The 12739-nt window shown below is 64.8% G+C and carries 13 protein-coding genes; 12 read left to right on the top strand and 1 reads right to left on the bottom strand.

Features of this window, described 5'->3' with window-relative positions:
* From GGD67_RS05750 to GGD67_RS05740, 3 genes are all read left to right on the top strand, one after another.
* Nucleotides 1–1743: a SulP family inorganic anion transporter gene (locus tag GGD67_RS05750; protein WP_018318292.1), complete on the top strand. Its 1743-nt coding sequence runs from the start codon at nt 1–3 to the stop codon at nt 1741–1743.
* Between the two features lie 70 nt (nt 1744–1813).
* Complete coding sequence (locus tag GGD67_RS05745) at nt 1814–2653, top strand: shikimate dehydrogenase (protein WP_179731548.1); 840 nt, start codon at nt 1814–1816, stop codon at nt 2651–2653.
* 57 nt (nt 2654–2710) lie between these two features.
* Nucleotides 2711–3337, top strand: a complete 627-nt coding sequence (locus tag GGD67_RS05740; protein WP_179731547.1) for a hypothetical protein — start codon at nt 2711–2713, stop codon at nt 3335–3337.
* A 120-nt stretch (nt 3338–3457) separates the two neighbouring features.
* Here GGD67_RS05740 and GGD67_RS05735 read toward each other — a convergent pair whose 3' ends face one another.
* Nucleotides 3458–4594 carry an alpha-hydroxy acid oxidase gene (locus GGD67_RS05735; RefSeq protein WP_179731545.1) on the bottom strand — a complete coding sequence of 379 codons (1137 nt, stop codon included), beginning with the start codon at nt 4592–4594 and terminating at the stop codon, nt 3458–3460.
* Nucleotides 4595–4710: 116 nt separating this feature from the next.
* Between GGD67_RS05735 and GGD67_RS05730 the strand changes: the two genes are divergently transcribed.
* The 9 genes from GGD67_RS05730 to GGD67_RS05690 all read left to right on the top strand — a co-directional run bounded on the left by GGD67_RS05730 (nt 4711) and on the right by GGD67_RS05690 (nt 12712).
* Nucleotides 4711–4878: a hypothetical protein gene (locus tag GGD67_RS05730; protein WP_162832259.1), complete on the top strand. Its 168-nt coding sequence runs from the start codon at nt 4711–4713 to the stop codon at nt 4876–4878.
* 221 nt (nt 4879–5099) lie between these two features.
* The gene (glmM, locus tag GGD67_RS05725; RefSeq protein ID WP_028140521.1) at nt 5100–6443 is read left to right on the top strand and encodes a phosphoglucosamine mutase; all 1344 of its coding nucleotides are present in this window, start codon (nt 5100–5102) and stop codon (nt 6441–6443) included.
* Between the two features lie 208 nt (nt 6444–6651).
* Nucleotides 6652–7899, top strand: coding sequence for an MFS transporter (locus GGD67_RS05720; protein WP_179731543.1), 1248 nt, complete (start codon nt 6652–6654; stop codon nt 7897–7899).
* Nucleotides 7900–8125: 226 nt separating this feature from the next.
* Entirely contained in the window at nt 8126–8953 is an 828-nt protein-coding gene (locus tag GGD67_RS05715; protein ID WP_091958410.1) for an outer membrane protein, read from the top strand.
* A gap of 168 nt (nt 8954–9121) precedes the next feature.
* The gene (locus GGD67_RS05710; protein WP_179731541.1) at nt 9122–9949 is read left to right on the top strand and encodes an outer membrane protein; all 828 of its coding nucleotides are present in this window, start codon (nt 9122–9124) and stop codon (nt 9947–9949) included.
* Nucleotides 9950–10024: 75 nt separating this feature from the next.
* Entirely contained in the window at nt 10025–10615 is a 591-nt protein-coding gene (locus GGD67_RS05705) for a glutathione S-transferase family protein (protein WP_179731539.1), read from the top strand.
* Nucleotides 10616–10628: 13 nt separating this feature from the next.
* Nucleotides 10629–11093, top strand: coding sequence for a GNAT family N-acetyltransferase (locus GGD67_RS05700; RefSeq protein ID WP_179731537.1), 465 nt, complete (start codon nt 10629–10631; stop codon nt 11091–11093).
* A gap of 158 nt (nt 11094–11251) precedes the next feature.
* Entirely contained in the window at nt 11252–11458 is a 207-nt protein-coding gene (locus GGD67_RS05695; RefSeq protein ID WP_018318281.1) for a hypothetical protein, read from the top strand.
* Nucleotides 11459–11539: 81 nt separating this feature from the next.
* Nucleotides 11540–12712 (top strand): phosphoserine transaminase, encoded by a 1173-nt coding sequence (locus GGD67_RS05690; RefSeq protein WP_092255895.1) that lies wholly within the window; start codon nt 11540–11542, stop codon nt 12710–12712.
* The last annotated feature ends 27 nt before the right edge of the window (nt 12713–12739 follow it).

Raw genomic sequence — 12739 nt, 5'->3', positions numbered from 1 at the left:
ATGAGCATCACAAGCGATCACGCAAGCCGGCTGCACCAGCTGCGTCAGCCGACTTTTGCCGAACTGTATCTGCCAAAGCTCGTCACCGTCTGGCGTGAAGGCTACGGCGTCGCGGACTTCCGCGCCGATGTCTTCGCGGGCCTGACGGTTGCGATCGTGGCGCTGCCGCTGTCGATGGCGATCGCGATCGCCTCGGGCGTGACGCCGGACCGCGGTCTCTACACCGCTGTCGTCGGCGGCTTCATCGCCTCGCTGCTCGGCGGCAGCCGGTTCCAGATCGGCGGACCCGCCGGCGCCTTCATCGTCCTGGTTGCAGCGACCGCGGAGCGTCACGGCGTTGACGGCGTCATCCTCGCCACCCTGATGGCGGGCGTGTTCCTGATCGCTGCGGGCCTGCTCCGGGTCGGCACCTACATCAAGTTCATTCCCTATCCGGTCACGGTCGGATTCACCGCCGGCATCGCCGTGATCATCTTCGCCAGCCAGCTCCGCGATCTCGGCGGGATCACGCTTGCGGGCAAGGAGCCCAGCGAGTTCGTTCCAAAGCTGGTCGCGCTCGCCGGCGGTCTCAACACCATCAATCCATCCGCCGTCGCGGTCGCGATCGTCAGCATCGCCATCATCGCGGCCTTGCGGATCTGGCGGCCGTCCTGGCCCGGCATCCTGATCGCGGTCGTGATCGCGGCCGTTGCGTGTGCCGTGCTGTCGCTGCCGGTGGAAACCATCGGATCGCGCTTCGGCGGCATTCCGCGCGAATTGCCGTCACCGGCGCTGCCGGCGTTCTCGGTCGCGAAGGCGAGCGCCGTGCTGCCGGATGCGATCGCGTTCGCGCTGCTGGCCGCCATCGAATCGCTGCTGTCGGCGGTGGTCGCCGACGGCATGACCGGGCGCCGTCACCGCTCCAATTGCGAGCTGGTGGCGCAAGGCGCCGCCAATATCGGCTCGGCGCTGTTCGGCGGCATCTGCGTCACCGGCCTGATCGCGCGGACCGCGACTAACATTCGCGCCGGCGCGCGCGGGCCGCTGGCCGGCATGCTGCATTCCGTGTTTCTGCTGCTGTTCATGCTGATCGCGGCGCCGCTCGCAAGCTACATTCCGCTGGCGGCGCTCGCCTCGGTGCTGGTCGTGGTGGCCTGGACCATGGCGGAGAAGCACGAATTCGCCACGCTCCTGCGTTCGTCATGGGGCGACGCCGTCGTGCTGCTCGCGACCTTCCTGCTGACGATCTTCCGCGATCTCACCGAAGGCATCCTGGTCGGCTTTGCGCTCGGCGCCGTGCTGTTCATCCATCGCATGGCGGAGATGACGGGGATCGAGGAACGCTCGCCGCTGGTCGCCGGCGATCGTCCCGACGACGGCAATGGCGATCGCGTTCGCTACGATCCCGCGCTTGCGGTCGATCGCGACGTGCTGGTCTATCGCATCACCGGCGCGTTCTTCTTCGGCGCGGCCTCCGCCATCGGAGGCGTGCTCGACGAGGTCGCCGACAAGCGCAAGGCCTTCGTGGTCGATTTCGCCGCGGTGCCGTTCCTGGATTCGACGGCGGCCAACGTGCTGGGCCGCGTCGCCGCCAAGGCGCACCGCCAGGGCATCCGCCTGTTCATCACGGGGGCTTCGCCCGCTGTCCGCCGCGCGCTGCTCACCCATGGCGTGACGCCGCCGCGGGCGCGCTATCGCCAGAGCCTCGACCGCGCGATCGCCGACATCAAGGGCCGGGCGGCCGACGAGGCTGCGGCGGACTAGCGACGTCCGCACGCTTGACAGGCCCCACGGGACGCGAAATGGATCGCCTCGGAAACGACCCGAGGGAAAGATGACCGCGCCCAAAGCTCCTGCAGCCTGTCTGATCGGATGGCCGGCCGCGCATTCGCGCTCGCCGCTGATCCATCATTACTGGCTGCGCACGCTCGGCATCCCCGGCGGCTATGTCATCGAAGCGGTTCCGCCCGAGGATCTCAGGGATTTCGTGCTGCGGCTGGCGCTGCGCGGCTTCGTCGGCGCCAACGTCACCATCCCGCACAAGGAAGAGGTGCTGGCGCTGTCGGCGCCCGATGCGCGCGCCAAGGCCGTCGGCGCGGCGAACACGCTGTGGTTTGCCGACGGCGAGCTGCGCTCGACCAACACCGACGTCGAAGGTTTCATCGGCAATCTCGACGCCAGCGCGCCCGGTTGGGATGCCTCCGAGGAGGCGCTGGTGCTCGGCGCCGGCGGCTCCTCGCGGGCGGTCGTGTTCGGCCTGCTCGAGCGCGGGATCAAGCACATCCATCTTGCCAATCGCACCATCGCGCGGGCCGAGACGCTGGCAAGACAGTTCGGGCCGAACGTGCATCCCGTGACGTGGGACGGGATCGACAACGTGCTGCCGCGCGCAAAACTTCTCGTGAACACGACCTCGCTCGGCATGCACGGCCAGCCCTCACTCGATGTTGATGTCGCGCGCCTGCCGCAGGCGGCGGTGGTCGCCGACCTCGTCTATGTCCCGCTGGTGACGCCGCTGCTCGCCGCCGCAACGGCGCGTGGCCTGAAGACGGCAGACGGGCTCGGCATGCTGCTGCACCAGGCGGTGCGCGGTTTCGAGCTGTGGTTCGGCCGGCGGCCGGAGGTCACAGCCGAGCTGCGGGCGCTGGTCGAGGCCGATCTCACAAAGACTTGAGAGAATAGCACGCGTCGTCCGGAGTTCTCCATTCCTGGGGGACAATCGGAGACCGTCATGTCTGTTCAACGTGCAACTTTCACACGTCCGCTGATCGCCGTCGCGATGGTGGCCGCTTCCACCCTCTATGCCTACGCGCAGAGGGCACCGGTGCCGACGCGCGTGCGCGGCACGATCGAAAGTGTCAATGGTGACACGATGCAGGTCAAGTCGCGCAGCGGCGAGGACGTCAAGCTGCGCATCGCTCCCGACGTGAACGTCTCGGGGATTACCAAAATTTCACTCGCCGACATCAAGGTCGGCTCCTTCGTCGGCGCCACCACGGTGCCCGGACCGGACGGCGGCCAGAACGCGGTCGAGGTCCACGTGTTTCCGGAGAGCATGCGCGGCACCGGCGAGGGCTCGCGGCCCTATGACCTCAAGCCGAATTCGAGCATGACCAACGCCACGGTGTCGGAGAGCGTGGTCGGCAATGACGGCCATACGCTGCTGGTCAAGTACAAGGACGGCGAGAAGAAGGTGTTCGTCGCCGACAACACGCCGGTGGTGACCTTCGTGCCCGGTGACAAATCCGACCTGAAGCCCGGAGCAAAGGTCATCGCCTTCATGAAGCAATTGCCCGACGGCTCGTTCGAGACCAACCGCGTCAGCGTCGGCCGTGACGGCCTGACGCCGCCGATGTGATGAGAAAGCAATCGTAGGGTGGGCAAAGGCGCGTCAGCGCCGTGCCCACGTCTTTCTCACATTACGCAGATTGATGGGCACGCTTACGCTTTGCCCACCCTACGGCACCGCCGCTGCACCTCACATCGCGATGACATGATCGTCGATCTCGTCGATCCGGTTGACGCCGCACAGGCCCATGGTGGTGAGCAACTCCTTCTGGATGATGTCGATCGCCTTGGCGACGCCGGCCTGGCCGCCGGCACCCAGGCCGTAGGCATAGGCGCGGCCGAGCATGCAGGACTTTGCGCCGAGCGCGAGCGCGCGCATCACGTCCTGGCCGGAGCGGATGCCGCCGTCGAACATGATCTCCATCCTGTCGCCGACCGCATCGGCGATCTCGGGCAGCACCTCGATCGAGGACGGCGCACCGTCGAGCTGCCGGCCGCCATGGTTGGAGACGACGAGCGCCTGCGCGCCGGTCTTGGCGGCTTCCTCGGCGTCCTCGACGTCGAGGATGCCCTTGATGACGAGCTTGCCCGGCCAGATGCTGCGGACCCACTCGACGTCCTTCCAGTTCAGCGAGGTGTCGAACTGCGAGGCCGTCCATTCGGCGAGGCGATTGAGATCCTCGGTGTTCTTCACGTGGCCGGCGATGTTGCCGAAGGTGCGGCGCTTGCCCTGCAGCACGCCGGAGACCCAGCCGGGCTTGCTGGCGAAATCCAGCAGCTTCGACAGCGACCATTCGGGGGGCACCGTCATGCCGTTCTTGATGTCGGCGTGGCGCTGGCCGATCACCTGGAGGTCCACGGTGAGCACCAGCGCGCTGCACTTGGCCGCGATCGCGCGCTGGATCAATTCCTTGATGAAGCCGCGGTCCTTCATGACGTAGAGCTGGAACCAGAACGGCTTCTCGACATTGGCGGCGATGTCCTCGATCGAGCAGATCGACATGGTCGATTGCGTGAACGGGATACCGGCGGCCTGCGCGGCGCGGCAGGCATAAATTTCGCCGTCGCCATGCTGCATGCCGAGCAGGCCGACGGGCGCGAGTATCAGCGGCATGGTCGAGGGCTCGCCGAGGATCGTGGTCGAGGTGTCCCGCTTGGAGACGTCGACCAGGATGCGCTGGCGAAACTTGATCGCCTGCATATCCTCGCGGTTGGCGCGCAGCGTCTCCTCGGCATAGGAGCCGCGATCGCAATAGTCGAAGAACGCCTTCGGCACGCGGCGCTTATGCAGCGCGCGAAGATCGTCGATACAGGTGATATGTTTCATGATCGTTCCCCGGCCCGTCTTCTACCAAGAGTCTTGCATCGGAAGATTTCGGGGTCATCTAGCATGGTTGGATGCACAGCCAAATCCGTTTGCAGACCGTTTTGCAGGAGGGCGCCATGACGAAGCCGCACGCTGGACCTTCGCCGGAAGAGATCAAGGAGAAGCGTGATCTCGAGGAAGCCCTGGAAGAGGGTCTGGAAGAGACCTTTCCGGGCTCCGATCCCGTCAACGTCACCCAGCCGGCGCCGAGCCGCGGCGATGGCCACGTCAAGCGCAGCGATTAAATCGGGTTCCACCCCGTCCGGCGCCATGGGTAGGAAATATAATGTTAACAAGACGTTGTCGGAGCGGCGGCGCCCCGGGTTCCGTAATGATTCATCATATTTTTTGAAGCCAAGTTAGCCCCATAGGCATTATAAGACGTTTAGCAAATCAGGGATGCGGGTCCCGTTCGGGCAGCCCGTGGTTGTAGAGGGGATCCCCTGGTTGTTGCTCGGGGGACGATATGAGTCGCAAATATTTCGGGACGGACGGGATTCGGGGCCGCGCCAACGGACTGATCACGCCGGAGCTCGCGCTCAAGGTCGGCCAAGCCGCAGGCCTTGCGTTTCAGCGCGGTGACCACCGCCACCGGGTCGTGATCGGCAAGGACACCCGCCTGTCCGGCTACATGATCGAATACGCGATGGTCGCCGGCTTCACCTCGGTCGGCATGGACGTGCTGCTGGTCGGCCCGATGCCGACGCCGGCGGTTGCGATGCTGACCAAGTCGATGCGCGCCGATCTCGGCGTCATGATCTCGGCCTCGCACAATCTGTTCGAGGACAACGGCATCAAGCTGTTCGGCCCGCAGGGCTTCAAGCTGTCCGACGACGTCGAGCGGCAGATCGAGCAGCTGCTCGACGAGCCCATCGACAAGCGGCTGGCACAGAGCGCGAGCCTCGGCCGCGCCCGCCGCATCGACGGCGTGCATGACCGCTACATCGAATTCGCCAAGCGCACGCTGCCGCGCGACCTCTCGCTCGACGGCCTGCGCGTCGTGATCGATTGCGCCAACGGCGCCGCCTACAAGGTGGTGCCGGAAGCGCTGTGGGAGTTGGGCGCCGACGTTGTGCCGATCGGCGTCGAGCCCGACGGCTTCAACATCAACAAGGATTGCGGCTCGACCTCGCCGGAAGCACTGTCGCGGAAGGTGCGCGAGATGCGCGCCGACATCGGCATCGCGCTCGACGGCGACGCCGATCGCGTTATCCTGGTCGACGAGCGCGGTCATGTCGTCGACGGCGACCAGCTCCTGGCGGTGATCGCGCAGAGCTGGAAGGAAGACGGCCGCCTGTCGCGGCCCGGCATCGTCGCCACCGTGATGTCCAATCTCGGCCTCGAGCGTTTCCTGAAAGGGCAGGGGCTCGATCTGGTCCGCACGCCGGTCGGCGACCGCTACGTGCTCGAGCAGATGCTGAACGGCGGCTACAATCTCGGCGGCGAGCAGTCCGGCCACATCATCCTGTCCGACTATGCCACCACCGGCGACGGTTTTGTCGCTGCCCTGCAGGTGCTCGCGGTGGTGCAGAAGCTGCGCCGTCCCGTGTCGGAGGTCTGCCACCGCTTCGATCCGCTGCCGCAGATCCTCAAGAACGTCCGCCACAAGGGCGGCAAGCCGCTCGACGATTCCGACGTCAAGTCGGCGATCTCCGACGGCGAGAAACGGCTCAACGGCCACGGCCGTCTCCTGATCCGCTCCTCCGGCACCGAGCCGGTGATCCGCGTCATGGGCGAGGGCGAAGACCGCATCCTGGTCGAGGACGTCGTCGACACCATCGTCTTCGCCCTCGGCCAGGCGGCGGCCTGAGGTCCCAGGCACCCTGCGATTCCTTTTTCATAGCGAGATCCAGACCTTCATGGTGAGGAGCCCGTGAAAGCGGGCCTCCCGAACCATGCAGGTCGCGCTGCTCGCAGCAGAGCGAGCGCATTCCAGCCATTTGCGATTGGCGGTGGTTCCATCGCGCGTTGCATCGTACCTACGAGGTCGCGGCAATCTGCCGCGCCGGGATGCTGCATTGAACAAGCCTGTCGTCGTCTCAGAGGAAACGCTGACCGAGCCCGTCGTCGTCGCTGACGTGGCACCCGCCGCCAAAGCGGCCGGGCCGGCCTATGTCGTGCTCGCCGGCATCAGCTTCTCGCATTTCCTCAACGACACCATGCAGTCGCTGATCGCCTCGGTGTATCCGATCCTGAAGGACACCTACGCGCTCGACTTCGCGCAGATCGGCATGATCACGCTGGCCTTTCAGTTCACGGCCTCGCTGCTGCAGCCGGTGGTCGGGCATTACACCGACAAGAAGGCGCAGCCTTATTCGCTGGCGATCGGCATGGCCTCGACCTTCTTTGGTCTGTTGCTGCTCAGTGCCGCGCACCAATATCTCGTCATCCTCGTCGCCGCCGCGCTGGTCGGTCTCGGCTCGGCGGTGTTTCACCCCGAATCCGCACGCATCGCGCGGCTCGCCTCCGGCGGCCGCTACGGATTTGCGCAATCGGTGTTCCAGCTCGGCGGCAGTTTCGGCACCTCGATGGGGCCGGTGCTGGCGGCGTTGATCGTGGTGCCGTTCGGGCAGGGCAGCATCGCCTGGTTCTCCTCGATCGCCTTCCTCGCGATCCTCATCCTCTGGCGCATCGGCCGCTGGTACGCGCCGCAGATCAAGGCGAAGAAGACAGCGGCGGTTCAGGCCCATCCCGACGCACCGAGCTCGCGCCGCGTCGCCGTCGCGCTGCTCGTGCTGGTCGCGCTGCTGTTCTCGAAACAGCTCTACGTGTCGAGCCTGTCGAGCTATTACATCTTCTACCTGATCGATCGGTTCGGCGTGTCGACGCAGGCAGCGCAGATCTATCTCTTCATCTTCCTCGCGGCGAACGCGGTCGGTGCGTTTCTGGGCGGTCCCTTGGGCGATCGCTTCGGCCGCAAGATCGTGATCTGGATCTCGATCCTGGGCGCGCTGCCGTTCACGCTGGCGCTGCCCTATGCCGGGCTCGTCGGCAGCGCGGTGCTGTCAGTCATCATCGGTCTGATCATCTCCTCGACGACGTCGTCGATCATCGTGTTCGCGCAGGAGCTGGTGCCGCACAGATTCGGCATGATCTCCGGCGTGTTCTTCGGCGTTGCGTTCGGCATCGGGGGCCTGGGCGCCGCCGTGCTCGGCAAGCTCGCCGACCACACCTCGATCGAGTTCGTCTACCAGGTCTGCGCCTACCTGCCGGCGCTCGGCCTGCTTGCGGTGTTCCTGCCCAAGCTGCAGCGGCACGCGCGTTAACGGATTCTCTCCCGCTGCACTGTGGCTTTACACATCGTTAGCAATTGCGGCGCCAGGCGCTGCAATTTTGCAACGCTTCTCATCCGTGCGCGCGAGCAGTCAGGAAAAATCAACCTTAAAAATTAGGGTTAAGTGGCGCTTAAACATTTGCTGGCATCGTCCGCTCCGTGAGTTTCCAGAACGTGAGGCCTGCGTATTTGCCTCACCGGCCAAAAGGACGAAGCCAATGCGTAGCGTTAAGTCTCTCCTTGCCGCGGGTGCGGCAACCCTGATCTCGTCGATGGCGTTCGCTGCCGACATGCCGATCGCGGCCCCCCCTCCCATGTACGCGCCGCCGGCTCCGCCCGCGGACTTCGGCGGCTGGTATCTGCGCGGCGACATCGGCATGACCAACCAGAGCGCCAAGCGCATCGATAGCGCCCTGCCGGCCGGCTATTCCAAGACGACCGAGGGGCTCGGCTTCGACTCGGCGGGGCTGTTCGATCTCGGCGTCGGCTATCGCTTCAACAACTGGTTCCGCGCCGACGTGATCGGCCAGTACCGTGGCAAATCCAATCTGCACGGCAGCGACAACGTCGTTGGACCCGGCTTCGTCGGCGTCAACAACTACAGCGGCAGCAAGTCCGAGTGGGTCGTGATGGCCAACGCCTATGTCGACCTCGGCACCTGGTGGTGCATCACACCGTTCATCGGCGCCGGTGTCGGCGGCTCCTACAACAAGATCAGCGGCTTCCGCGACGACGGCGTGTCCTACAACCCGCTGCTCAACAACAGCGTTGCCTACTTCGCGGATAACGGAAAGTGGAACCTCGCCTGGGCCGCTCACGCCGGTCTCGCCTACAAGGTCAATCCCGGGTTCACCGTCGAACTGGCCTATAGCTACATGAACCTCGGCGACGCCGCGCCCGGCAATTACCGCTTGTTCGACAACAGCGCCTCCGGCCCGACCTCGATCAAGGTCAAGGAGCTCACCTCGCACGACATCAAGCTCGGCGTGCGCTGGGATCTCAGCAGCCCGCCGGTCTACGCGCCGCCGCTCGTCACCAAGGGCTGATCGATACTTCGATCGGTTAGGACTTCTTAACGGCGCGGGATCATCCCGCGCCGTTTTGCTTTGCGTATTTTTCATGGCGAGTAGCGATGAAGGCGGCCGACGCAACCATTGGTTAAGGTTAACGAGCCATGATCATGGAAGAAAGTTCGAGTTCGATGGAGCGTTGCGATGCGTGGCCTTTTGTTGGCGGCGGCGATGTTGGGGACGGTGTCTGCCGCGCATGCGGCCGATATGCCGGATCTTCCCATCCTGCGCGGCAGCTTCACGGACGGTCTCACCCGGTCCAGCGTCAACTGGCAAGGCTCCTATATCGGAGCCCAGGCCGGTTATGGTTCGTCCGACGAGAACTTCAACGGCTCGACCAGCAACATGATGGCTGCCCTGTTGGCGGATACGTTGATCGAGAGCTCGATGGGCGTGTCTCAGTGGAATCTCGGACTGGGCAAGGCCTCGCAGCGCACCACCGGTTACGGCGCCTTCGTCGGATACAATGCGCAATGGGACGACGTCGTCCTCGGTCTCGAAGTGAGCTGGCTGCATGGCAGGTTCGGAGGATCGTCGTCGGCCAGCGAACGGCGCGTCAGCCCCACTGCACTGTCCGACGGCAACTTCCATGATGTCACGGCGACGTCGACCTCTTCGATCAGCATCAGCGACATCGGGACGTTCCGCGGTCGCGCCGCCTACGCATGGGGATGCTTCCTGCCCTACATGTTTGCGGGGCTCGCGCTCGGTAGTGCCGACATCGTTCGCACCGTCAGCGTGCAGGACCGCGTGAGCGCGACCCAGCTCGGGGTCTACACGCCGCTGGCGCCGTTGACCTCGACCGATGCCCAGCACAATCACCTGATCTACGGCTACACCGCCGGTCTCGGCGTCGACGTCAATCTGGTCGGCGGCTTGTTCATGCGCGCGGAGTACGAATATATTCGCTTCACTTCCCAGGTCGACACCAGCATCAACACCGTCCGCGCCGGCCTCGGCTACAAGTTCTGACGCGACGGCGCCGCGCCGCGGTTGACAGCTCGCTTGCGTCCTGATGCTCTGTCGCTTCAGAGTGGGGCGGCAGCGATGAAGATCTACGGCGATAGCAATTCCGGCAATTGCCTGAAGGTGAAGTGGGTCTGCGACAAGCTCGCATTGCCCTACCAGTGGATCGAGATCGACACGCGCAAGGGCGAGACGCGCACGCCGCAATTCCTTGAGATGAACGGCGCCGGCCAGGTGCCCACCGTCGCATTCGACGACGGCCGCACGCTGGCCCAGTCCAATGCCATCATCCGCTATCTCGCCCGCGACAGCGCGCTCGTTCCGCGCGACGCCTTCATTGCGGCCAAGATGGACGAATGGCTGTTCTGGGAACAGTACAGCCACGAGCCTTATATCGCGGTGTGCCGCTTCCTCCTCGTTTATCTCAGCAAGGACGCATCCGAGCTCGACCCCGAAAAGGTCAAGCGCGGCTATGCGGCGCTCGACCGCATGGAGCAGCATCTTTCGGCTGGCCGCTTCTTCGCCGGTGAAGAGGTTTCGCTCGCCGACGTCTCGCTGCTCGCCTATACCCGCCTGGCGCATGAGGGCGGCTTCGATCTCGGCCGCTATGCCGCTCTCCGCCGCTGGATCGGCGAGGTCGAAGCGTCTCTCGGCCTCCCGCCGGCGCGCTGAGGTTGGAGTTGTCATGAACGCCGAATCCGTCTCCATTCGCCGCGCGCGCCGCGACGACGTTCCAGCGATCGTGGCGATGCTCGCCGACGATCATCTCGGCCGCGCGCGCGAGCGCCTCGAGGATCCGTTGCCTGCCGCCTATTACGATGCCTTCGCACGGGTCGAGCGCGATCCGAACCTCACGCTCGTGGTTGCCGAGAGCGGGGGCAGGGTGGTCGGCTGCCTGCAACTCGCGATCCTGCCGGGCATCAGCTCGCAAGGCGGCGTGCGCGGCCTGCTCGAAGACGTTCGTGTTGCTTCGGATTGTCGCAGCCACGGCATCGGCGAGCGGTTGGTGCAATGGGCGATCGCGCAAGCGAAAGCGCGCGGCTGCGGTCTGGTCGAATTGCTGACGCATGCGAGCCGCGTCGATGCGCAGCGTTTCTACAAGCGGCTCGGGTTCGCGGCGAGCCACGTCGGTATGACTGTCCGCTTTTGAGGCAGCTCTTCGCGAGCCTTGCGCGATCAGCGAATTCGGATCGCGCGTTTGTTCATATTAACAGCTGATAAACTACCCAGCCGTCGTTCACGTTGATCCGGGAACGAACGGTGCTACGGCAGCTTCAGACACCGGGCTCTGTCGGTTCGGGGATTTCGATGACAAGCTATTCAATAATCAAGGTCGGCAACGATTACGTCGTGCAGGCCAATGACAAGTGCATTTTGAAAGTCGGCAGCCGCCGCAGAGCCGCGCAATTGATCAGCGAGGCCACGGACTTGCTGAATGCGCTCACGGTCGTCGAATCCCCTGATATCGCACCGGAAGCACCATCACGCCGCCGTGAGACGCCGGAACTTCCTTGACGCCTCTTCCTGTTTCCCGTATCAGCCGCGGCGGGACACCTCCCCCCAACGGGAGGCTGACTATCTGGAAGGGTAGATATGATGACTGTAGCGAAGCCCGCTTCGCGGCCGAACGTGCCGCATTTCTCCTCCGGCCCCTGCGCCAAGCGCCCCGGCTGGAACGCCCAAAATCTCAAGGACGCAGCACTCGGCCGGTCGCATCGCGCGAAGGTCGGCAAGACCAAGCTCAAGCTCGCCATCGATCTGACGCGCGAAGTGCTCGAGGTGCCCGCCGATTATCGCATCGGCATCGTGCCCGCCTCCGATACCGGCGCAGTCGAGATGGCGCTCTGGTCGCTGCTCGGTGCGCGGCCCGTCACCACGCTCGCCTGGGAATCCTTCGGCGAAGGTTGGGTCAGCGATATCGTCAAGGAATTGAAGCTCAAGGACGTCACCAAGCTGAATGCGGCTTACGGTGAGATCCCCGACCTCTCCAAGGTCGATCCCAAGAGCGACGTCGTCTTCACCTGGAACGGCACCACGTCAGGCGTGCGCGTGCCTGATGCCAACTGGATCAGCGCGACCCGCGAAGGCCTGACCATCTGCGACGCCACCTCGGCCGCGTTTGCGCAGCCGCTGGACTGGGCCAAGCTCGATGTCGTCACCTTCTCCTGGCAGAAGGCGCTCGGCGGCGAAGCCGCGCACGGCATGCTGATCCTGTCGCCCCGTGCGGTTGAACGGCTGGAAACCTACAAGCCGGCCTGGCCGCTGCCGAAGATCTTCCGCATGACCAAGGGCGGCAAGATCAACGAAGGCATCTTCGTCGGCGAGACCATCAACACGCCGTCGATGCTTTGCGTCGAGGATTATCTCGATGCGCTGAACTGGGCCAAGTCGATCGGCGGCCTCAAGGCGCTGATCGCGCGTGCCGACGCCAACACCAAGGTGCTCGCCGACTGGAAGGCGAAGACGCCGTGGATCGACTTCCTCGCCAAGGACGCCGCGATCCGCTCCAACACTTCGGTGTGCCTGAAGTTCACCGATCCCGCCATCACCTCGCTGTCCGAGGACGCGCAAGCCGAGTTCTCCAAGAAGCTGGTGGCGCTGGTGGAGAAGGAAGGCGCCGGCTACGACTTCGCGTATTATCGCGATGCGCCGGCCGGCCTGCGCATCTGGTGCGGCGCCACCGTCGAGGCCAAGGACGTCGAGCTGCTGACGCAGTGGATCGACTGGGCTTTTGCCGAGACCAAGGCCACGCTCGCCAAGGCGGCCTGAGTTTTGTCCCTCCCCTGGAGGGGGAGG

This window comes from Bradyrhizobium sp. IAR9, from assembly GCF_013408065.1.
Taxonomy (GTDB): domain Bacteria; phylum Pseudomonadota; class Alphaproteobacteria; order Rhizobiales; family Xanthobacteraceae; genus Bradyrhizobium.
This window is presented reverse-complemented; position numbering and strand designations above follow the sequence as displayed.

Excerpts from the sequence above, each read along its gene's own strand:
- GGD67_RS05715 (WP_091958410.1), top strand. The coding sequence starts at position 8,126 with ATGCGTAGCGTTAAGTCTCTCCTTGCCGCGGGTGCGGCAACCCTGATC.
- GGD67_RS05690 (WP_092255895.1), top strand. The coding sequence starts at position 11,540 with ATGACTGTAGCGAAGCCCGCTTCGCGGCCGAACGTGCCGCATTTCTCC.
- GGD67_RS05740 (WP_179731547.1), top strand. The coding sequence starts at position 2,711 with ATGTCTGTTCAACGTGCAACTTTCACACGTCCGCTGATCGCCGTCGCG.
- GGD67_RS05695 (WP_018318281.1), top strand. The coding sequence starts at position 11,252 with ATGACAAGCTATTCAATAATCAAGGTCGGCAACGATTACGTCGTGCAG.
- glmM (WP_028140521.1), top strand. The coding sequence starts at position 5,100 with ATGAGTCGCAAATATTTCGGGACGGACGGGATTCGGGGCCGCGCCAAC.
- GGD67_RS05710 (WP_179731541.1), top strand. The coding sequence starts at position 9,122 with ATGCGTGGCCTTTTGTTGGCGGCGGCGATGTTGGGGACGGTGTCTGCC.
- GGD67_RS05705 (WP_179731539.1), top strand. The coding sequence starts at position 10,025 with ATGAAGATCTACGGCGATAGCAATTCCGGCAATTGCCTGAAGGTGAAG.
- GGD67_RS05745 (WP_179731548.1), top strand. The coding sequence starts at position 1,814 with ATGACCGCGCCCAAAGCTCCTGCAGCCTGTCTGATCGGATGGCCGGCC.
- GGD67_RS05700 (WP_179731537.1), top strand. The coding sequence starts at position 10,629 with ATGAACGCCGAATCCGTCTCCATTCGCCGCGCGCGCCGCGACGACGTT.
- GGD67_RS05730 (WP_162832259.1), top strand. The coding sequence starts at position 4,711 with ATGACGAAGCCGCACGCTGGACCTTCGCCGGAAGAGATCAAGGAGAAG.
- GGD67_RS05750 (WP_018318292.1), top strand. The coding sequence starts at position 1 with ATGAGCATCACAAGCGATCACGCAAGCCGGCTGCACCAGCTGCGTCAG.
- GGD67_RS05735 (WP_179731545.1), bottom strand. The coding sequence starts at position 4,594 with ATGAAACATATCACCTGTATCGACGATCTTCGCGCGCTGCATAAGCGC.